The sequence below is a fragment of the Rhodococcus sp. JVH1 genome (assembly GCF_000280725.2).
GTDB lineage: Bacteria > Actinomycetota > Actinomycetes > Mycobacteriales > Mycobacteriaceae > Rhodococcus_F > Rhodococcus_F jostii_A.
Genome location: NZ_CP166289.1, coordinates 1,837,918 through 1,857,739, shown reverse-complemented (window position 1 = coordinate 1,857,739; position 19,822 = coordinate 1,837,918). Strand labels below are relative to the sequence as shown.

Sequence of the window (19,822 nt, the reverse complement as noted above, 5' to 3'; positions counted from 1 at the left end):
CCACCGCCGCACTGCCGTTAGAGTGCAGTGTCGGCAGCAGGTAAGCGTGTGTGGAGGTGGCCGTATGGCGTGGCGTCGGGTGTCGTTGGTGTGTCTGAGCATTGGCTCGGCCATGATGCTCGCAGGATGTGGTGGGTCCTCGGACGCCGTGGCTCCGCCGCCGTCCACGACGACTGTCGCGGCTCCTGTGACCACCACCACGACCACGGTTCCGCCGACCACCACCACGACCGTTGCGCCGCCGCCCACGACGACGGAAGCGCCGACCACGACGCTCGTCGACGTCCCCTACGAGCACAACGAGTCGTACTTCTTCACGTCCCCGGACGGCGGGTTCCAGTGCGGCATCATCAAGCTGCCGAACCGCACCGAGGCCGGATGTCAGGGGTCGACGAGCCCGGTGCCGCCGCGCCCGGCCGACTGCATGGTCGACTGGGGTCACGGCATCCGCGTCGAGAACGACGGCGAGGCGTCGTTCATGTGCGCGGGTGGCCTCGTCTACACGTCGGGCGGCGACGAACCGGACGCGGCCCTGCCCGCCGGGGCGAAACTGACCAAGCTCGGCTACACGTGCAGCACCACGGCCACGGCCGTCACGTGCACCAACGACGAGACGTCGCACGGTTTCACCGTCGCTCCCGATTCGAACCAGACGTTCTGACGTCATGAGCGGAGTCGAAACCGGCCGGGTCGAGGTCGAAAACGCCGAGGCGGGGCCGACCGAATGGGGGGACAACCCGAACGGCGTGGGCCCGTGGACCGAGGAACACGACACCCCGGTCCCCGCCGACCCGCGCTACGACCCCGAACTGCTGGCCGGCGGCGATCGCCGCAACGTGGTCGACGCCTACCGGTACTGGACACGGGAAGCGATCGTCGCGGACATCGACAGCCGCCGCCACCCGCTGCACGTGGCCATCGAGAACTTCGGCCACGACGCGAACATCGGGACGGTGGTGCGCACCGCCAACGCGTTCGCCGCAGCCGCAGTCCACATCGTGGGACGTCGACGCTGGAACCGGCGCGGGGCCATGGTCACCGATCGGTACCAGCACGTCCTCCACCACTCGGACGTCGACGGCCTCGTCGAGTTCGCACGTGAGCGGGGTCTCACCATCGTGGCCGTCGACAACACGCCCGGATCCGTCCCGCTCGAGACGGCGAGTCTGCCCCGTGACTGCGTGCTCCTGTTCGGCCAGGAGGGGCCGGGAGTCACGGACCAGGCGAAAAAGGTTGCGGCGATGACGGTGTCGATCGCCCAGTTCGGTTCCACCCGCAGCATCAACGCGGGCGTAGCCGCAGGAATCGCCATGCATGCGTGGGTTCGTCAGCACGCCGACCTCGACCGTGCCTGGTAGCGGAACCCCCGGCGAATAGGCAAGATCAACTCTCATGCAGGACTCGTGGTCGGCGCGCGCGGACGCCGCTGAAGAAGCGGTGGTGAGCAGGCACCTTCGCCGGCTGTGGGCGCTCCCGGGCACCACCCTGGGCGTCGTCGCCTGGCCGGCGGTGCGGCGCGAGCGGCTGTTCCTCAGCTGGCACTACTGGTGGCAGGCCCACCTGCTCGACTGCGCCGTGGACGCGCTCGAACGGGACCCCACGCCGCGCCGTCGCCGTCGCATCGTGAAACTGGCGCGCAGCCACCGTCTGCGGAACGTGTCGGGCTGGACCAACAACTATTACGACGACATGGCCTGGCTGGGTATCGCCCTCGAGCGTGCCCAGCGAATGCACTTCATAGACAACAGAAGTGCGGTGCAGGCGCTCGAATCCCAGTTGTTCGACGCCTGGGCGCCCGAGGCCGGGGGCGGCATCCCGTGGCGGAAGGGCTCGAACTTCTACAACGCACCGGCCAACGGGCCCGCAGGGATCATGCTGGCCCGCACCGGAAAGCTGTGGCGCGCCCAGGCCACGGCCGACTGGATCGACGACACGCTGCGGGACGTGCACACCAACCTGATCGTCGACGGCATCCATCCGGGCGGTGAAATCGAAAGGAACGTCTACTCGTATTGTCAGGGCGTCGTGCTCGGTCTCGAAACCGAACTCGCCGTGCGCCTCGGTTCGCCGCGGCACCGCAACAGGACGCACCGGCTCGTCGACGCCATCGACGAGCACCTCGCACCCGACGGCGTCATCGACGGCGGCGGTGGGGGAGACGGTGGCCTGTTCAACGGGATCCTCGCGCGGTATCTGGCGTTGACCGCGGTGATGCTGCCGTGGGAATCGCCTGCCGACATCAGGGCGCGGGAGATCGCCGCCCAGCTCGTGCTGAGCTCCGCGGAATCGGCCTGGGAGAACCGGCTGCAGATCGAGGGGCAGCCGCTGTTCGGCCACGATTGGACCAAGCAGGCGCAGCTGCCTGGGCTGGGCGGGGGAATCGCCACGTTCACCGGGGGCACCGTGCGGTCGTCCGGGATCCCGGAACGCGACATGTCCGTCCAGCTCGGAGGCTGGATGCTGATGGAGGCCGCGCACATGGTCTCCGCGGCAGGGTATCCGCGACGCTAGAGCGACGGTTCGAATCACGCGAAAATTAACCGTGTCGTCCCCGATTCGGCGCTGTTAGACAGTTCGTTATGTCAGATCAACAGCGGCAGCTGAGTCTCAACGCGTTCATCTACCCGGCCGGGCACCACGAGTCGGCGTGGCGCCACCCGCTCACGACGCCCGAGCGGCTGTACGACGTCTCCTACTTCCAGGACATCGCGCGGACCGCGGAAGCCGCGAAGCTGGACGCGATCTTCTTCGCCGACGGCCCGGCCCTGCGCAGCGACGTCGAGCACGGCGCCGCCGGAGCGCTCGAACCCATCACGCTGCTGACCGCCATCGCGACCGCCACCGAACGGATCGGTCTGATCGCGACCGCGTCCACGACGTACTTCGAGCCCTACAATCTGGCGCGGCTGTTCGCCTCCCTCGACCACATCTCCCACGGCCGGGCCGGCTGGAACATCGTGACCACCGGAACCGACCTGGCGGCCGCCAACTTCGGGCTGGCCAGCCACCCCGACCATGCCGACCGCTATGCGCGGGCGCGGGAGTTCGTCGACGCGACCGTCAAGCTGTGGGACAGCTGGGAAGACGACGCCATCCTGATCGACAAGGCCGCGGGCATCTACGCGGACCCGTCGAAGATCCACGAGATCAACTACGTGGGCCGCCACCTGCGGGTGCGGGGACCGTTCAACGCGCCACGCTCCCCGCAGGGCCACCCGGTGCTGGTGCAGGCGGGTGCGTCCAACGAGGGCCGCGCATTCGCGGGCCAGTACGCCGAGGCCATCTTCACCGCGCACCAGCGGCTGTCGGACGGGCAGGCGTTTTACGCGGACGTCAAACAGCGCGCGACGCAGTACGGTCGCAACCCTGAGCACGTGAAGATCCTTCCCGGTATCAGCCCGTTCCTCGGCGACACCGAGGCCGAGGCCCGCGACCTGGAACGCGAATTCAACGAACTCACGTCGCCCGAGTACGGGCTCGCCCAGCTCGAGGGCCTCACGGGTTCGAGCGTGCGACACCTCGAACTCGAAGCCCCCGTGCCCGCCGGACTGTTCGGCGACGCCGGCGACGTCACGGACAACCAGCAGAGTCGCCTGCAGGTGATCGCCGGGATCGTCGAGCGGGAGAACCCGACTCTGCGTGGATTGCTGCACCGTCTCGCCGGTGCGCGCGGGCACCGGGTGGTCGTCGGGACGCCGCTGCAGGTGGCCGACACCATCGAGGAATGGTTCACGCAGGGCGCGGCCGACGGTTTCAACGTCATGCCGCCGTACTACCCGGGCGGTCTCGAGGTGTTCGCGGAGAAGGTGGTCCCGATCCTGCAGGAGCGTGGACTGTTCCGCACCGAGTACTCGGGCACCACACTGCGCGACCACTTCGGTTTGCCCCGCCCCGAGAGTCAGTACGCGGACGCGTCCGGCGCTGTCGCGTTGTAGTCGAGTACGCCGGCGAATCCCGGCTTAATGAAAACAGTTATCATTTCTGGATGACTGTCACCCGGCCACTCCCCGTCACCGTCCTGTCCGGCTTCCTCGGCGCGGGCAAGACCACCCTGCTCAACCACCTCCTCGCGAACCGGGACGGCCGGCGCGTCGCCGTCATCGTCAACGACATGAGCGAAGTGAACATCGTCCCCCAAGCACTTCGTGCAGGGGGTCCCCCAGCCGCCCTCGTCGCCGGGCAGGGACACCTGGACCGGACGCAGGAGAAACTCGTCGAGCTCACCAACGGCTGCATCTGCTGCACCCTGCGGGAAGACCTCGTCGAGGCCGTCGCGCGGCTGGCGAAGGAGGGCCGGTTCGACCATCTCGTCATCGAATCGACCGGCATCTCCGAACCGATGCCCGTCGCCGCCACGTTCGACTGGGAGTTCGAGGGCGGGCTCAGCCTCGGATCGGTGGCCGCCCTGGACACGATGGTGACGGTCGTGGACGCGTCGACGTTCCTCGGCGAGCTGGCCAAGGGCGAGCGACTCGACGACCGCAACCACGAGGCGGGGGAGGGCGACGAGCGCAGCATCTCCGACCTGCTCGTCGACCAGGTGGAGTTCGCCGACGTCATCCTGCTGAACAAGACGGATCTGGTGAGCGAGAGTGCTGCCGGCGCGGCGGAAGCCACGGTGCGCAGGCTCAACCCCACCGCGAGACTGCTGCGCACCGCACGCGGCGTCGTGGATCCCGGCGAGGTTCTCGGGACGGGCCGGTACAACCCGGAGGCCGCCGCCGAGCTGCCCGGCCGGGCCGAGGAACTGGCAGGGGGCCACACCCCGGAGACCGAGGAATACGGCATCCGCAGCGTCACCTACCGGGCGTCGCGGCCGTTCCACCCCGCCCGGCTCGATCAGGCGCTGGGGCGGTTCACCGGCGTGCTCCGGAGCAAGGGGTTCTGCTGGATCGCCAGCCGCCCCGACCTCGCCGCCGTGTGGTCGCAGGCCGGCCCGAACCTGGTGATCGAGCCGGCCCAGCTGTGGGCGTCCGCGGACGAGACACCGGGGCAGGAGATCGTGTTCATCGGTGTCCGCCTCGACCCCGACGGTCCGCGGCGCATCCTGGACCCGGCGCTGCTCACCGACGACGAACTGGCGTCAGGATCGGCGGCGTGGGTGCGCTTCGACGACCCGCTGCCCGCGTGGGAAGCGGTGCATCGGCACTAGTCGAGTACTTCTTCGACGGCCACTTCTTCAGGCGGCCGCGCCATCTCCTGCCGGTAGTGCCACACCCCGAGCGCGGTGCCGATCACCAGCAACGCGACCATCCCGGCGAGCACGGCCGGCATCAGCCACGACACCCGGTCCAGGAACGAGCCGAAGTAGAAGCCGATGAGCAGCAGAACAGGTGCCCAGAAGATGGCGCCGATGGTGCTCGCGATCGTGTACTTGGTGTGGTTCATCTTGGCCGCACCGGCGACCAGCGGGCACAGGGTGCGGACCCACGGAATCCAGCGGGCGATGAGCACTGCCCAGAAGCCGTGCTTCTCCAGCAGGACGTTGACCTTGTGGAGGTTGGCGTAGTTGAGATACTTCCCGCCCTTGCGGGCCAGGATGCGGTTGCCGGTGCGGTGACCGATGACGTACCCCACCTGGTTTCCGCAGACGGCGGCGATCATCGCGCCGACCGACAACGCCCACACGTGGCCGGAGCCCGACGCATGGTTGGCCAGCACGATTCCGGCGGTGATCAGCATCGAGTCGCCGGGCAGGAACAGGCCCAGGATCACCGCGCACTCGATGAACACGAACGCGAGGACGACGACCCAGACCAGCGCTGGGCCGGCCGAGACGAGAGGCCCGAAGCTGCCTGCTGCCGTGGTGACCATCGTCAGTGCGCTACCCCGATCGGTTTCAGGACGTCGGATCGGTGGGGGTGGTGACGGGTTGCGCGTCCTCGGTCGTGGAGCCCGCGCTCTGACGGGACCTCACGACGCGCTTGCCCACCTCGACGATGATCGGCAGGACCGACACGAAGACGATCAGCAGGAAGATGATGTCGACGTTGTCGCGGATGAACTCGATCTGACCGAGCAGGTAGCCGAGCAGTGTGACACCGGCGCCCCACAGGACGCCGCCCACGATGTTGTACGTCAGGAACAGCGAGTACTTCATCCGCGACGCACCCGCGACGACCGGCGCGAACGTACGCACGATCGGAACGAACCGGGCAAGGATGATGGTGATCGGGCCGTGCTTCTCGAAGAAGGCGTGCGACTCGTCGATGTACTTCTTCTTGAAGAACCGCGCGTCGTCGTTCTTGAACAGGGCGGTACCGCCCTTGCTGCCGATGAAGAAGCCCACCTGGTCGCCGAGGATCGCGGCGATCGGGATCAGAACCAGAAGCACCCCGATGGGGGCGAACGGTTCGATCTCCGTCGACTTCGACGCGGCGATGAGTCCCGCGGTGAAGAGAAGCGAGTCGCCGGGGAGCAGGGGGAACAGCAATCCCGACTCGATGAAGACGACCAGGAGAAGTCCGACGAGCACCCACGTGCCGAAGGAGTTGAGGAGGTTCACCGGGTCGAGGAATCCCGGCAACAACGCGAGGTTGGTCACGGAATCCGATGCTGCCTGCACAATCACGGCCCTCAGCGTACCGGCGTATTCCCCGACTGACGGAATACTGCAGGTCATGGAGTTTCGGCCGGGTCGTGGACGTGCCGAAACGGGGTGCCGCGACAGCCACCGGGCGACGTACGCTACCGGTATTGCCATACTGCTAGGACCACATCGCGCGCTGCGCTGATCGCGCGCGCCGAAATCGACTCTTATTGGAGGACTGCCGCCGTGCCAATCGCGACTCCCGAGGTCTACGCCGAGATGCTTGGTCGGGCCAAGGAGCACTCCTTTGCCTTCCCCGCCATCAACTGCACTTCTTCCGAAACCATCAACGCCGCCATCAAGGGCTTCGCGGACGCCGGCAGTGACGGCATCATCCAGTTCTCGACCGGTGGCGCCGAGTTCGGTTCGGGCCTGGGCGTCAAGGACATGGTGACCGGAGCGGTCGCACTCGCCGAGTTCGCGCACGTGATCGCCGCGAAGTACGACGTCACGATCGCCCTGCACACCGACCACTGCCCCAAGGACAAGCTCGACACGTTCGTCCGGCCGCTGCTCGAGATCTCGAGGCAGCGCGTCGAGGCGGGCCGCAACCCGCTGTTCCAGTCCCACATGTGGGACGGGTCGGCTGTCCCGATCGACGAGAACCTGGAGATCGCCAAGGAGCTCCTCGCGAAGGCGAAGGCCGCCAACATCATCCTCGAGGTCGAGATCGGCGTCGTCGGTGGCGAAGAGGACGGCGTGGAAGCCGAGATCAACGACAAGCTGTACACCTCGCCCGAGGACTTCGAGAAGACCATCGACGCCCTCGGCGCCGGCGAAAACGGCAAGTACCTGCTGGCCGCGACGTTCGGCAACGTGCACGGCGTCTACAAGCCGGGCAACGTCAAGCTGCGTCCCGAGGTGCTCGAGACCGGCCAGAAGGTCGCCGCCGCCAAGCTGGGCCTGTCCGACAGCTCGCAACCGTTCGATTTCGTCTTCCACGGTGGATCGGGCTCGCTGAAGTCGGAGATCGAGGCTGCGCTGAACTACGGCGTCGTCAAGATGAACGTCGACACCGACACCCAGTACGCGTTCACCCGGCCGATCGTGGGCCACATGTTCGTCAACTACGACGGCGTCCTGAAGGTCGACGGCGAGGTCGGCAACAAGAAGGTCTACGACCCGCGCAGCTACCTGAAGAAGGCCGAGGCCGGCATGACGGCCCGTGTCATCGAGGCCTGCAACGACCTCAAGTCCGCGGGACGTTCCGTCTCCGGATAGGCGCTTCGCGCCCGTGCGCCTTTCCGGTAGCCACCGCTACCGGAAAGGCGCACAGTCGTTTATCGGGGGTCGCAGATCTTCCAGGTGCCGTCGACCTTCTCGAGGTTGAACGTGCGCCACGACTGCTCGCCGGGGTTGGCGGCCGTGTGGGCCTTCACCTGGGCGATGGCGGTGTCCCCGGTGATCTGCACGGCGTCGACGCCGCCGACCACGGGAATGTTCTGCTGCGTGACGGCGACCTGGTGGACCTCGGCGAAATCCTGATCCGAGAGGCCCTGGTAGTACTCGGCGAGGCTGCCGCAGGTGCTGGTGCGCAGCGTCGCCAGGTCGCCCTGGGTGAGTGCCGCGACGAACGTGTCGATCGTTCCCTGCACCTGGGCCTCGGGGGAGTTCTCGGCCTGGTTGTTGTTGTAGACCACCACGCCGGCGACCGCGATGGCGGCGACGACGATGACGCCGGCGGCGATCGCGGCGAACAGCCACACCTTCCCGTGCTTCTTCGTGGGCTGCTGCGCCGCGGGGACGCGCTGCGGCGCGCTCTGCTGGGGCGGCAGCACCCGCTGCGGTGCGGCCTTCGGCGGTGTGGGCGCCGGCCGCGGGGGAGCGGGCGGCGGCGGCACGGGCCGGGCGTTCTGAGGCTGGTTCGCCTGTGCGGCGGGTCGGGGCGGTGGCGGCGTCGCCGGGACCGCGGGCTTCGTCACCGGGATCGCGACCGTCTCGTCGTCGGACGGCGGTTTCGCCTGCCCCTGCGCCGCCGGGTTCTGTGTGGTGGGTGGGCGGTGCATCTTCACCGTCGCGGCGTCGCCCGAGGCCGGCACGCCCTTCTGCGTCGGGATCGCGGTGGTGGCCGCCTCGGATGCCTTGTCCGCGGGTTGCGCGGTGGCGTTCGCGCCGGCCTGAGGTGCCTCGGCTCGCGGGCGTGGCGCGGGAGGCTTGGGCAGTTCGGGCTGCGGCTTGTCGGCCTTCTTCTCTGCTGCCTTCTCTGGCGCCTTCTTCTGCGGGGGCTTCGGCTCGGGCGACTTCGGTGCGGCGGGCTCTGCGCCCGCCGCGGTCTTCGCAGGCTTCGCGGTCGTGTCGGCGCCACCCGTGCCCTTGCCGGTGGTAGTGCCGGCCGCGGCCGGGCCGGACGGTGTGTCCGCGGCCGGCTTCTGAGTCGATTCGTCTTTCTTCGGGTCCTGCACTCGCTGCCCCTCGGTCTGCAGAGAAATGAACGTTGGGGGCAGCCTAACGACATCGTGCGTCATCGGAGACCGCGACAGGGCGCGTCGCGGACGCGGGCCGACGCAGTGACGGCGCCGCGGCGGGGGCACAATAGGCGCATGACGTCTTTCGGTGACCTTCTCGGACCACAGCCCACGCTGCTCCCCGGGGACGACGAGGCCGAGTCGGCCCTGTTGAACCACGAGGATCCGGCTTCCGTCGCAGCCGCCCATCCCACCGCATCCATCGCATGGGCCTACCTGGCCGAGGCGGCCCTCCAGGCCGACGAGACCATCGCGGCGTACGCCTATGCGCGCACTGGGTACCACCGTGGACTGGACCAGTTGCGTCGCAACGGGTGGAAGGGTTTCGGCCCGGTTCCGTACAGCCACGAACCCAACCGTGGTTTCCTCCGGTGCGTCGCCGTGCTGGCGAAGGCGGCGAAGGCGATCGGCGAAACGGACGAGTACGCGCGGTGCCTCGATCTGCTCGAGGACTGCGATCCCCGAGCCGCCGAAGCGCTTGGCGTCGGTTAACGCCCTCAGCTCGGCGAAAGTCCGTGGCCGGGACGGGCTGAGGACTTCGGCCCAGCGACTGCGGGTGTCGGCACTGCCCATCCTGCAGTGCGCGATCGCTGCCGGCGCCGCCTGGTGGGTGGCGACGGTGGTGATCGGTCACCCGACGCCGTTCTTCGCGCCGATCGCGGCGGTGGTGTCGCTGGGGCTGTCTCTCGGCGCCCGCCTGCGCCGTTCCGTCGAATTGGTGGCTGGTGTCACGATCGGGATCGGGGTCGGCGACCTCATCGTCTCCGTCATCGGGAGCGGTACCTGGCAGATCACTCTCGTCGTGATGCTGGCGATGTCCGCGGCCGTATTGCTGAACAGCGGACCGATCTTCTCGATGCAGGCGGGTAACTCCGCGGTGCTCGTGGCGACGCTGCTGCCACCCGGCGGCACCGCGGGCATCGACCGCATGGTGGACGCGTTGACCGGTGGTCTGGTGGGGATCGCCGTCGTCGCGCTGATTCCCACACATCCCGTGGGGCGGGCGCGGAAGTACGCCGCGAACATTCTCGGGACCGCGTCCGAGGTGATGCAGCTGCTGGCCGACGGTCTGGTGGCCAACGACGACAAGCCCATCGAGCAGGCCCTCCAAAAGGCGCGGGCAACGCAGGCGTCCATCGACACGCTGCGGACCCACCTCGCGGGCGGCCGTGAGATCAGCCGAATCTCGCCGCTGTACTGGAACACCCGCGGCCGGCTCGAACGACTCACCGCGGCCGCGGACCCACTCGACAATGCGTTGCGCAACATCCGGGTTCTCGCGCGGCGTTCGCTCACGCTGGTGCGTGACGACGAGATTCTCAACCCACGGCTCGTCGACCAGGTGGAGAAACTCGCCCACGCCTTGGAGACCCTCCGGCAGATGGCGCTCGCCGACCCCGGGCAGCAACCCGATCAGGCGGAGGCGGCGCGGGTGCTGCGTTCGGTGGCGTCCGGATTGAAACCGGAACTGGTGGAGAACGCGGGCTTGTCGGCCACGGTCGTCTTCGCGCAGATCCGGTCGCTGACCGTCGACCTTCTGCAGGTCGCAGGGCTGAAACGCATCTCGGCTATCGCCACCCTGCCGCCGACCGTGGAGAAGCCGGCCTATCGTCCCGAGCTCTGACCGCCCGAGCGCGCTGTTGAACATATGCGTATGTACGCATATGATCGGCACAACTCGGGAGGAGGCTCACCCATGGGAGTCGGTCACGGCCATTCGCACGGCCATACGCAAGGCAGCGGTGAGGTAGGCCCGTCGCGGGGGCGGATCCGCCGCATGGTGATCGCTCTCGTCATCCTCCTCGCATTCCTGGTTCTCGAGGTCGTCGTCGGTCTGACCGTCAACTCCCTGTCGCTGCTCGCCGACGCCGGGCACATGCTGACCGACGTCGTCGGAATGTCGATGGGGCTCGTCGCACTTGTCCTGGCACGCAAGGGCAGTGCCACCGCGGCCCGGACCTTCGGCTGGCATCGCGCCGAGGTGCTCACGGCCATGGCCAACGCCGCGATGCTGCTCGCCGTCGCGGTCTGGGTGTTCTACGAGGCGATCTCCCGCATCGGCGACGCCCCCGAACTTCCCGGCATGGCGCTGATCCTCACCGCAACCGTCGGACTCGCCGCGAACCTCGTGGTGATGCTGATGCTGCGCGCCGATTCCAAGGACAGCCTGGCAGTCCGCGGCGCCTACCTCGAAGTGCTCGCGGACGCCGTCGGCAGCGTCGGCGTCCTCATCGCCGGCGGCGTCGTGCTGGCGTTCGACTGGGCCTACGCCGACATCATCGTCGGTGTCCTCATCTCGCTGTGGGTGGTGCCGCGGGCGATGAAACTCGCCGCCGCGTCACTGCGCATCCTCACGCAGGCATCCCCCGAGGACGTCGATGTCGAATCGGTGCAGGCCGACCTCGAAGCGCTGCCAGGGGTCACCGGTGTGCACGACCTCCACGTGTGGACGCTCACGACGGGAATGGACGTGGCCACCGTCCACCTCACCACGGACGCCGACTCGTCCGTCGTCCTCGAATCGGCGCGGACCGTCCTCGAGAGCCACTTGCTCTCGCACGCGACAGTGCAGGTGGAATCCACCGCCAACGGACGCCACTGCGCCGAGAACGTCACCTGGTAGGCGCCCTGTCTGTTTCGTCCGGTATCGCGGCGGGAAATCGTTGCGGGACGACTCACGAAGGGGAACATCATTCGTCCGGGCCGCTCGTGAACGAGGAGGGCGACGCCGAAGGGCCGGAGAAGGTTTTGCCCGGATTCACAGCCCATCTGATCCCCGGCGGAACCTACGATCCGGACGGTCCTGCCAAGAACGGCGCTGCAACCTGCCCCCTCGGTTTCGGATTCGCTGTCACGCAGTGACCGTCACTTGGTGAACCGGGTGACCTCCGCACCCGGCCGCCACAGATCGACGTACAGGTGGTCGCCGTCGACGGTGGTGAGCACCACCTCGTCGAGGCCGAGTTCGAAGACCTCCGCCTCGGGGATCTCGTCGGGGTAGTGCGCGAGGATCTGCTGTTTCCGCTCCCCGAGAATCTCCTCTGCGCGGCCGCTGAGCTTGGCGTCGCCGCCTTCCATCGTGTGGTGACCGGGGTTGCAGTGGAGAGAGAATCGCGGATCGCGTTGCAGGTCCTGCACTTTGCGGGCACCGACCATCGAGCCGAGTAGCAACGCGCCTTCGTAGAATTCGACCTCGGTGCCGCTCACCCTCGGGGAACCGTCCTTGCGGAGCGTCGCCAGCACGTGGTGCTTGTGCGCCTCGAAGCGTGCGGCGACAGCCTTGGCGAGGTCGGGTGCTTCGGTCTCGAACTGCGTCCAGTTGGTCATGCCGACCAGTGTGCTCTCCTATCCCTGACATCTACTGTCGGTGATTTTCACTAGAATCGGAGAATGCGTTCGAGTCGGCTGGTCGAGGTGATGCTCCGTCTGGAGGGCAGTCGCGGGGCCACCGCGCAGCAACTCGCGGACGAACTCGGGGTCTCGGTCCGCACCGTGTATCGCGACGTCACGGCGTTGTCGGCGGCCGGTGTGCCGTTGTGGACGGCGAGCGGACCCGGTGGCGGAATCCGGTTGCTCGACGGCTGGCAGTCGAAACTCGGTGGCATGACGGGCGCGGAGACGTCCGCGTTGATGTTGCTCGGCGTCCCGTCGATCGCCGACGATCTCGGTCTTCGCGACGTCACCGCTGCGGCGCAGTCGAAGCTGTTGGGGGCGTTGCCGGTCCCGTTGCGCGCAGGGGCTCAGCTGTGGCGGGATCGGCTCTACGTCGACGCCCCCGGCTGGTTCGACGGGCCACGCGACAACGGCGAGCTCCCGGTGGTGGCGTCCTCGGTGCTCGAGGGCCGGCGTCTCGGCATCCGCTACCGCAAGGGGCGTCGTTCGGCAGCACGAACTCTCGACCCTCTGGGGTTGGTGGCGAAGGCCGGTGTCTGGTATCTCGTTGCGCAGCATCGCGGACGGACACTGTCGTATCGCGTGTCGCGGATCAGTGACGCGACCGTGCTGAAACAAGCGTCGGTGCGGCCCGACAACTTCGATCTGGGTGCGTGGTGGACGGCGTCGGTGGCCGAATTCGATCGTGCGCTCCTGCGATTCCGGTGCCGGGTGCGGCTCTCGCCCGCGTCGTGGCGCCGGCTGCCCCGGGTGGTCGGTGTGGAGGCCGCACGGGTCGAACCCGGACCGCCGGACGGCGACGGCTGGGTGACCGTCGACCTGGTACTCGAGGCCGAGGACGTGGCGCTCGACCAGTTGACCGTTCTCGGCGGGGGAGTCGAGGTGCTCGAGCCGCACTCGTTGCGAGAATCGCTGCGTGCGGTGGGAGACGCGATCGCCCGCCGGAACGGCTGAGGTGGACTACTGCCGCGTCACACGAGTCGTTCGAGCACCGTGGCATTGGCGAGTCCGCCGGCCTCGCACATGGTTTGCAGCCCGAACCGGGCCCCGCGCTGCTCCATCGCGTTCACCAGCGTGGTCATGATGCGGGCGCCACTGGCCCCCAGTGGATGTCCGAGTGCGATCGCACCGCCGTGCACGTTGACGCGGTCCAGGTCGGCTCCGGTGTCTACCGCCCAGGCCAGGACCACCGGCGCGAACGCCTCGTTGACCTCGAACAGGTCGATATCGGAGATGTCGAGTCCGCTGCGCTGCAGCACCTTGCGTGTCGCGGGAATGACGGCGGTGAGCATCATCAGCGGGTCGTCGCCGACGACGGCGAAGCTGTGGAGCCGGGCCAGCGGCCGCAGTCCCAGGCGTCCCGCGATCTCACTCGTGGTGATCATCAGCGCCGCACTTCCGTCGGACAGGGGACTGCTGTTGCCCGCGGTGATCGACCAGTCGATCTGGGGGAACCGCTCTTCGTAGAAGTCGCTGCGGAACGCCGGTCGCAGGCCGGCGAGCGCGTCGAGCGTCGTGTCCGGCCGGAGGGCCTCGTCGACGCTCAGCTCCGGCAGGACGGCGAGTTCCTTCGCGAAGTTCCCGGCACTCGTTGCGGCCGCAGCCTTCTGGTGGCTGCGCAGGGCGAACTCGTCGAGCTGGGTGCGGGACAGTCCCCACCGGGCGGCGATGAGTTCGGCGCTGATGCCCTGCGGGACGAGGCCGTCGGGGTAGCGGCGCTCGAAGCCCACACCCATCGTTTCGCGTCCGATGCTGCTGGACCCCATCGGAACTCGGCCCATCGATTCGACACCGGCGGCGACGACGATGTCGTAGGCACCCGACATCACGCCCTGCGCTGCGAAGTGCACGGCCTGCTGGCTGCTGCCGCACTGCCGGTCGACGGTCGTTCCGGGCACGGATTCGGGGAATCCGGCGGCCAGAAGCGCACTGCGGGTGATGTTCTGGCTCTGGTCGCCGACCTGGGTGACGGTGCCGCCGATGACGTCGTCGATCAGTGCGGGATCGATTCCCGTGCGTTCGACGAGGGTCGACAGGCTGTGGGCGAGAAGGTCGACGGGGTGCACTCCGTGCAGGGCGCCCGAGGGCTTACCCTTACCGATCGGCGTGCGGACGGCCTCGACGATGACGGCGTCTCTCATGATCGTTCCTTTCGGTGCTGTGAGTACTTGTCAACCGCGGGCGGTTGACAAGTACTCACGGGGTGGATTCATCCGTGTGGCGGCGAGAGCGGCGACGACGGCCGCCGCGGCCACCGCCGACCAGGCGAGTTGGAACGCGGAGTGGGTGTCTGCGTAACCGGTGGTCGTACCGAGGATTGCGACCAGCATGCTCACACCCAGCACGGTTCCGACCTGACGACTCATGGTGACGACGGCGCTACCGGTGGCCGAGCGCGACTGCGGTAGTCCGGCGGTGGCGGACGACAGGATCGTCGGCAACGCCAGTCCGACCCCGACACCGGCGATCATCCAGCCGGGCAGCAGTTCCGAGGCGTACTGCGGTTCACTCCCGACGGACGAGAGAACGAGCACGGCACCGGCCGCCCACAGGGCACTGCCCGCCGCGGTGAGCGCTGCGGCCGAGAACGTGCGGGACAGGAACTGGCCGACCACCGCGAACACCGGCACCATCAACGGGCCCGGCGCGATCGCGAGACCCGTCAGCAGCGCGGAGTAGCCCCACACCTGCTGCAGCCACAGGATGTTCGCGAGCAGGCCGGCCGCGAAGGCGGCACTGAACGCGAGCGCGGTCACGTTCGACCAGGCGAACGTGCGCACCTTCAGCAGGGCGGGTTCGATGAGCGGCTCACGCTGTCGGCCGTTGCTCCACCAGAACAGTGCGACGGACACGGCAGCGACGGTGAAGGCTAGCGCGATTCGGGGGTCGCCCCATCCCCAGTCGGGTCCCTGGACCAGTCCGAGTGCGAGGGCGCCGATACCGACGGTCAGTAGTGCAGCTCCGAACAGGTCGAGGTCCGCGTCGCGGGCGGCCGGGCGGAAGTCGGGGACCAACCGGACGGTGGCGATCAGGAACGCGATTCCGATGGGGACGTTGATCAGGAAGGCCCAGCGCCACGACGCCTCGACGAGCAGGCCACCCACCACGGGTCCGAAGGCCGCAGCCGCGGCGCCTGACGCGGCCCAGATCCGGACCGCGCCCGCACGTCTGGCTTCGGGGACCGTGCTGATGAGCAGTCCCAGGCTGGCTGGGGTCAGGGCGGCCGCCCCGACGGCCTGAAGGAGTCGGAAGGCGACGAGCAGCCACAGCGAGGGGCTCAGCGCGCATGCCGCACTGGCCGCGGTGAACAGCGCCAGCCCGAGAAGAAATCCGCGCCGGCGGCCGACGCGATCGGCCCAGCGTCCGAGCGGAACCAGGAGTGCGGCGAACACGATCGCGTAGCCGCCCAGCACCCAGCTGAGGTCGCCGAGGCTGTACCCGGGATAGCTCGCCGCGATGTCGCCGAACGCGACGTTGACGACGAACAGATCGAGGCTGGCGACGAACGACGCGCCGGAGAGGACGGTGAGGAGCGGGCCGAGCCGCACTTCCTCACGCACCTGACTATTGAGGGCCATAGTCAGCAATTTACACCTGACTATGGCGAAGGCAAGTCAGGTGTGACCGACACCTCGGATCGACGGTTTGCGCTGCGAAGACCCCCGCGGCGGTCCTAACGTGAGGCATGGCTGTTCTGACCCCCGGCTTCCACGGCAGACCTCGCAGCGAGCACTCACTTCCGCCCGGGCAGTACGAGGTCGGCGATTTCCCGGTCCTCTCGGCAGGACCGACGCCCCGCGTCCCGACCGAGACGTGGACGTTGACCGTGACGGACGAGACCGGCCGGCGCCACGAGTGGTCGTGGGCCGAATTCACGAAGCTCCCGCAGGATCGGCCGACGGTCGACCTCCACTGCGTCACGCGATGGTCGAAGTTCGGAACCTCGTGGAAGGGCGTCTCCCTCGACACCCTGTTCGCGGACGTCGAGACGTCCGCGGGATTCGTCCTCGTCGGCTGCGACGGCGGCTACACCACCAACCTTCCCGTCTCCGACATCCTCGGCGGCAAGGCGTGGATCGTGCACACTTACGAGGGCGCGCCACTCGCGCCGGTGCACGGGGGTCCGGCTCGCCTGCTCGTGCCCCATCTCTACCTGTGGAAGTCCGCGAAGTGGGTTCGGACGATCCAGCTCGTCACCCAGGACGTCCCGGGATTCTGGGAACAACTCGGGTACCACGATCGCGGAGACCCGTGGCGGGAGCAGAGGTACCAGGGTGACCAGTGAACTTCTGGGCCGCGCCGTGCTCAGCTGGCGAGTGGCGGAACTCGTCGAGTCGTGGCCCGAGACGGCGAGCGCGCGGGCCCTGGTCCTCGAGGTCCCGGACTGGCCTGGGCATCGCGCCGGGCAGCACGTCGATCTCCGCCTGACCGGTCCCGACGGATACACCACCGAACGGAGCTACTCGCTGGCGTCGCCGGCCGAGCGTTCACCGGACGGGTGGCGACTGCAGTTGGTCGTCCAGCGGGTGGCGGACGGCGAGGTGTCTCCGTATCTCACCGACGTGTTCGCCCCGGGCAATCTGATCGAGGTGCGCGGACCGATCGGTGGCTGGTTCGTGTGGTCGCCGCGCGAGGGTGGCGGCGCGCCGGTGCTTCTCGTCGCGGGTGGGTCGGGGATCGTGCCACTGACGTCGATGATTCGCGAGCGCCGGTTCCGCCACGACCGCACGCCGTTCCGGCTCGTGTACTCACTCCGGACGCGGGCCGACGAATTGTTCGCGGACGAGCTGAACAGGCCCGGGAGCGGCGACGGGGGAGTCGAGACGTTCGTTCTCCACACCCGCGAGGACTCGCCGCGGCGCCCGGCCGGTCGGATCACTGCCGCCGATCTCGCGGCGTGGGGATGGCCCGCGGACTTCGCGCCGCGCTGCTTCGTGTGCGGGCCCACCGGATTCGTCGAGGAGGCGGCTCGCCTGCTGCTCTCGCTCGGGCACTCGCCGGACGACATCAAGACCGAGCGGTTCGGTCCCTCGGGGCCGTGACCGGAGGAAGGAATTGTCGATGAGTACGTTGCAGGGCAACGACTTCGAGGACGGGAACGTTCTCGGCGGGCCGTTCGCGGAGATCTTCGTTCACGACCTCACCGCGGCGACCGGACAGTGCCGGTTCTGCGGTCTCGACGGGCCGATGGCGGCCGTGCACGTCTATACGCGTGCGCCCGGTGTCGTCGTGCGGTGCCCGGGGTGTCAGGAGGTGCTGCTGCGGCTGGTGTCGACTCCGCGTGGGCTCGAACTCGACGCCAGCGGGCTGTCGCACCTGTCCTGGAAGTTGTAGCTGCTGACTATGGAATTTGAAAGTCAGCTATGCTGAGGTGTATGGACGCGGCACGGTTGGACGGCTTTCTGGCAGATCGCGACACCTGGCGGGCGACGCACTGCTCCATCGGCAAGGCGATGGACGTGATCGGCACGCGTTCGGCCGTCCTGATCCTGCGCGAGGCCTACTACGGCACCACGCGATTCGACGACTTCGCGAAACGGGTCGGCATCACCGAGGCCGTGGCGGCGTCCCGGCTGCGTGAACTGACGGCCGAGGACCTGTTCGAGCGGCAACCCTACAAGGAGCCCGGGCAGCGCACCCGCTACGAATACGTGCTCACCGAGAAGGGGCGCGACCTCCTGCCCGCCGTGCTCGCGCTGATGCAGTGGGGCGACAAGTACCTCCAGGGCAAGCACGGTGCGCCGATCGGGATGCGGGACGATGCAACCGGCGAAGCCGTGCGCGTCGAGGTCCGCAGCCCCGACCGCGAGGTGCCGTTGGCGGAACTGCGGCTGACCCCCAACTTCACCGAAGTGGATGCGCGCCGGTCCCGCTCGTGAGTACAAGTACTCACGGGTCAGAGCCAGAAGCGCATCAGGTAGTTGCCGTACTGCGCGTAGATCTCCGGCACCCCGGACAGTTCGAACAGCCGGTAGATGACGTCGAAGAACACCACGTTGATCGACGGCACGAACAGCAGCGCCACGAGGATCAGGAGGCCGTACGGCTTGAACTGGTCGACGGACCTGCGGGTGCGCGGCGGCAGGAACGGTTCGAGCGCGGCGTACCCGTCGAGTCCGGGGACCGGCAGGAGATTGAGTACGGTGGCCATCACCTGCAGGAACGCGAGAAAGCTCAGTCCCGTCCAGAACACCTGGTGGTCGCCGCCCAGCCCGAACCAGCGGATCACGGCGAGCAGGACGATCGCGGACACCAGGTTCACGGCGGGTCCGGCGAGCGACACCCGCGCCTGCACCTTCGGCGAGAACAGTCCGGTGCGCAGGTACACGGCGCCGCCGGGCAGCCCGATCCCGCCGAGCGCAATGAACAGCACCGGCAGACCGATCGACAGCAGCGGGTGGCTGTACTTCAACGGGTTGAGCGTCAGGTAGCCGCGTACCTCGACGTCGGTGTCGCCGTGCCGCCACGCGGTGTACGCGTGCGCGAACTCGTGCAGGCAGAGCGTCACCACCCATCCCGCGACCACCAGCAGGAACACCCCGACGTGGCCGAGCACCGACTCCAGTTCGGCGCGCCACGCGAGAACGCCGCCGGCGACCGCGACAGCGACGACCAGAAGGAACACCGGGCTGGGACGGACCGCGGTGGTCCGCGCCCTGGGCAGGCTCATCGGACCAGCAACCACTCTTGATCGTGCCGGTAGAACGTCGAACGCTTGACCTCGCGCGGGTTCGGCACGCCGTCCCGGTTCAGCGCCGCCGCGGGCGACCCGAGTTGCACGGCGCGACCCTCGACCCAGCGGCGGGGCAGCCAGCGCCTGCGAGGCTCGACCGACGCCCGCAGACCGGGCATCCGTGGGGTCGGGGCGACGTTCATGCTCGGCGTCGTCCCCGAGAACAGCCGGGTGTCGTCGACGTAGGCCTCGCCGACGAGCGGACCCCCGTCCGGACCCGTGACGGTGGCGCACCCGACCAGCGCGATCCCCGCGTCGTCGCGGATGAGGGGGACCGGCCTGGCCGTCCCCTTCAGCGCGGTGCGGGCGCCGCGGGCACCGGAGGACAGGTGGTAGGCATCGGTCGCCTCCGAACGATGCTCCGCGACGTACGCGAGTTCGATGTGAAGGCGATCGGTGCGCATCAACCGGGTCAGGGTGGCCGCGAAGGCGGCGTCGCTGCCCACCACGATCAGTCGCGGATCCACGACGACCTGAAGTTTGGAGAAGACCTCGTCGAAGTCGTCCTTGTCCGGGACGGCAGGTGCGCTCGAGGTCGAAATGGAGCCCAGAGGCAGGGGAAGCGGCACGTCGCCGCAAATGAGCACTACGGGGGTCAACGCCACTCCTCGCCCGGATGTCCCGCCGCGATTTTCCGCAGCT

22 protein-coding genes are annotated in these 19,822 nt (G+C 68.3%); 14 read left to right on the top strand and 8 right to left on the bottom strand.

Annotated features, from left to right (window positions below; translation table 11 throughout):
- Nucleotides 1–64: 64 nt before the first annotated feature.
- The 5 genes from JVH1_RS08740 (at nucleotide 65) to JVH1_RS08720 (ending at nucleotide 5,152) form a co-directional block, all read left to right on the top strand.
- A complete protein-coding gene (locus JVH1_RS08740; RefSeq protein ID WP_009478788.1) occupies nucleotides 65–661 on the top strand; it encodes a hypothetical protein in 597 nt (198 codons plus the stop codon).
- A 4-nt stretch (nucleotides 662–665) separates the two neighbouring features.
- Complete coding sequence (locus JVH1_RS08735; protein WP_009478789.1) at nucleotides 666–1,358, top strand: TrmH family RNA methyltransferase; 693 nt, start codon at nucleotides 666–668, stop codon at nucleotides 1,356–1,358.
- Between the two features lie 34 nt (nucleotides 1,359–1,392).
- Complete coding sequence (locus tag JVH1_RS08730; protein WP_009478790.1) at nucleotides 1,393–2,511, top strand: glycoside hydrolase family 76 protein; 1,119 nt, start codon at nucleotides 1,393–1,395, stop codon at nucleotides 2,509–2,511.
- Between the two features lie 68 nt (nucleotides 2,512–2,579).
- Nucleotides 2,580–3,935 (top strand): LLM class flavin-dependent oxidoreductase, encoded by a 1,356-nt coding sequence (locus tag JVH1_RS08725; RefSeq protein WP_009478791.1) that lies wholly within the window; start codon nucleotides 2,580–2,582, stop codon nucleotides 3,933–3,935.
- Nucleotides 3,936–3,985: 50 nt separating this feature from the next.
- Nucleotides 3,986–5,152, top strand: a complete 1,167-nt coding sequence (locus JVH1_RS08720; RefSeq protein WP_009478792.1) for a GTP-binding protein — start codon at nucleotides 3,986–3,988, stop codon at nucleotides 5,150–5,152.
- Here JVH1_RS08720 and JVH1_RS08715 read toward each other — a convergent pair.
- Both JVH1_RS08715 and JVH1_RS08710 read right to left on the bottom strand, forming a co-directional pair.
- Nucleotides 5,149–5,814 carry a DedA family protein gene (locus tag JVH1_RS08715; protein WP_009478793.1) on the bottom strand — a complete coding sequence of 222 codons (666 nt, stop codon included), beginning with the start codon at nucleotides 5,812–5,814 and terminating at the stop codon, nucleotides 5,149–5,151. The two genes, JVH1_RS08720 and JVH1_RS08715, sit on opposite strands and share 4 nt — an antisense overlap.
- A gap of 25 nt (nucleotides 5,815–5,839) precedes the next feature.
- Nucleotides 5,840–6,571 (bottom strand): VTT domain-containing protein, encoded by a 732-nt coding sequence (locus JVH1_RS08710; RefSeq protein WP_009478794.1) that lies wholly within the window; start codon nucleotides 6,569–6,571, stop codon nucleotides 5,840–5,842.
- A 204-nt stretch (nucleotides 6,572–6,775) separates the two neighbouring features.
- On the opposite strand from JVH1_RS08710, the gene fbaA reads away from it, so the two are divergent.
- Nucleotides 6,776–7,810 carry a class II fructose-bisphosphate aldolase gene (fbaA, locus tag JVH1_RS08705; RefSeq protein WP_009478795.1) on the top strand — a complete coding sequence of 345 codons (1,035 nt, stop codon included), beginning with the start codon at nucleotides 6,776–6,778 and terminating at the stop codon, nucleotides 7,808–7,810.
- A gap of 59 nt (nucleotides 7,811–7,869) precedes the next feature.
- Here the strand turns inward: fbaA and JVH1_RS08700 are convergent, their stop codons facing one another.
- Entirely contained in the window at nucleotides 7,870–8,991 is a 1,122-nt protein-coding gene (locus JVH1_RS08700) for an alginate regulatory protein AlgP (RefSeq protein ID WP_009478796.1), read from the bottom strand.
- A gap of 138 nt (nucleotides 8,992–9,129) precedes the next feature.
- Between JVH1_RS08700 and JVH1_RS08695 the strand changes: the two genes are divergently transcribed.
- The 3 genes from JVH1_RS08695 (at nucleotide 9,130) to JVH1_RS08685 (ending at nucleotide 11,677) form a co-directional block, all read left to right on the top strand.
- Nucleotides 9,130–9,546, top strand: a complete 417-nt coding sequence (locus tag JVH1_RS08695) for a DUF3151 domain-containing protein (RefSeq protein ID WP_005260038.1) — start codon at nucleotides 9,130–9,132, stop codon at nucleotides 9,544–9,546.
- Between the two features lie 64 nt (nucleotides 9,547–9,610).
- Complete coding sequence (locus tag JVH1_RS08690; RefSeq protein ID WP_009478798.1) at nucleotides 9,611–10,678, top strand: aromatic acid exporter family protein; 1,068 nt, start codon at nucleotides 9,611–9,613, stop codon at nucleotides 10,676–10,678.
- Between the two features lie 72 nt (nucleotides 10,679–10,750).
- The gene (locus JVH1_RS08685; RefSeq protein WP_009478799.1) at nucleotides 10,751–11,677 is read left to right on the top strand and encodes a cation diffusion facilitator family transporter; all 927 of its coding nucleotides are present in this window, start codon (nucleotides 10,751–10,753) and stop codon (nucleotides 11,675–11,677) included.
- A 242-nt stretch (nucleotides 11,678–11,919) separates the two neighbouring features.
- Here JVH1_RS08685 and JVH1_RS08680 read toward each other — a convergent pair whose 3' ends face one another.
- A complete protein-coding gene (locus JVH1_RS08680) occupies nucleotides 11,920–12,381 on the bottom strand; it encodes a pyridoxamine 5'-phosphate oxidase family protein (RefSeq protein ID WP_009478801.1) in 462 nt (153 codons plus the stop codon).
- A gap of 63 nt (nucleotides 12,382–12,444) precedes the next feature.
- Between JVH1_RS08680 and JVH1_RS08675 the strand changes: the two genes are divergently transcribed.
- On the top strand, nucleotides 12,445–13,401 hold the full coding sequence (locus JVH1_RS08675) for a YafY family protein (RefSeq protein WP_009478802.1): 957 nt from the start codon (nucleotides 12,445–12,447) through the stop codon (nucleotides 13,399–13,401).
- Between the two features lie 17 nt (nucleotides 13,402–13,418).
- Here the strand turns inward: JVH1_RS08675 and JVH1_RS08670 are convergent, their stop codons facing one another.
- Nucleotides 13,419–14,588, bottom strand: coding sequence for a thiolase family protein (locus JVH1_RS08670; protein ID WP_009478803.1), 1,170 nt, complete (start codon nucleotides 14,586–14,588; stop codon nucleotides 13,419–13,421).
- Between the two features lie 30 nt (nucleotides 14,589–14,618).
- The gene (locus tag JVH1_RS08665) at nucleotides 14,619–16,025 is read right to left on the bottom strand and encodes an MFS transporter (protein WP_009478804.1); all 1,407 of its coding nucleotides are present in this window, start codon (nucleotides 16,023–16,025) and stop codon (nucleotides 14,619–14,621) included.
- Between the two features lie 107 nt (nucleotides 16,026–16,132).
- Between JVH1_RS08665 and JVH1_RS08660 the strand changes: the two genes are divergently transcribed.
- From JVH1_RS08660 to JVH1_RS08645, 4 genes are read left to right on the top strand one after another with little or no spacing between them, the layout of a single operon-like run.
- Nucleotides 16,133–16,732, top strand: a complete 600-nt coding sequence (locus tag JVH1_RS08660) for a molybdopterin-dependent oxidoreductase (RefSeq protein WP_009478805.1) — start codon at nucleotides 16,133–16,135, stop codon at nucleotides 16,730–16,732.
- Nucleotides 16,722–17,489 (top strand): ferredoxin reductase, encoded by a 768-nt coding sequence (locus JVH1_RS08655; protein ID WP_009478806.1) that lies wholly within the window; start codon nucleotides 16,722–16,724, stop codon nucleotides 17,487–17,489. Before JVH1_RS08660 ends, JVH1_RS08655 begins: the two co-directional genes overlap by 11 nt.
- A gap of 19 nt (nucleotides 17,490–17,508) precedes the next feature.
- Nucleotides 17,509–17,781 (top strand): DUF6510 family protein, encoded by a 273-nt coding sequence (locus tag JVH1_RS08650; RefSeq protein WP_005238458.1) that lies wholly within the window; start codon nucleotides 17,509–17,511, stop codon nucleotides 17,779–17,781.
- A 41-nt stretch (nucleotides 17,782–17,822) separates the two neighbouring features.
- Complete coding sequence (locus JVH1_RS08645) at nucleotides 17,823–18,326, top strand: helix-turn-helix domain-containing protein (protein ID WP_009478807.1); 504 nt, start codon at nucleotides 17,823–17,825, stop codon at nucleotides 18,324–18,326.
- Nucleotides 18,327–18,343: 17 nt separating this feature from the next.
- Here JVH1_RS08645 and JVH1_RS08640 read toward each other — a convergent pair whose 3' ends face one another.
- Together JVH1_RS08640 and JVH1_RS08635 are read right to left on the bottom strand one after the other, a co-directional pair.
- The gene (locus tag JVH1_RS08640; protein ID WP_009478808.1) at nucleotides 18,344–19,117 is read right to left on the bottom strand and encodes a site-2 protease family protein; all 774 of its coding nucleotides are present in this window, start codon (nucleotides 19,115–19,117) and stop codon (nucleotides 18,344–18,346) included.
- On the bottom strand, nucleotides 19,114–19,767 hold the full coding sequence (locus tag JVH1_RS08635) for a hypothetical protein (RefSeq protein WP_029539526.1): 654 nt from the start codon (nucleotides 19,765–19,767) through the stop codon (nucleotides 19,114–19,116). The genes JVH1_RS08640 and JVH1_RS08635 overlap by 4 nt, the downstream gene beginning before the upstream one ends.
- Nucleotides 19,768–19,822 lie beyond the last annotated feature (55 nt).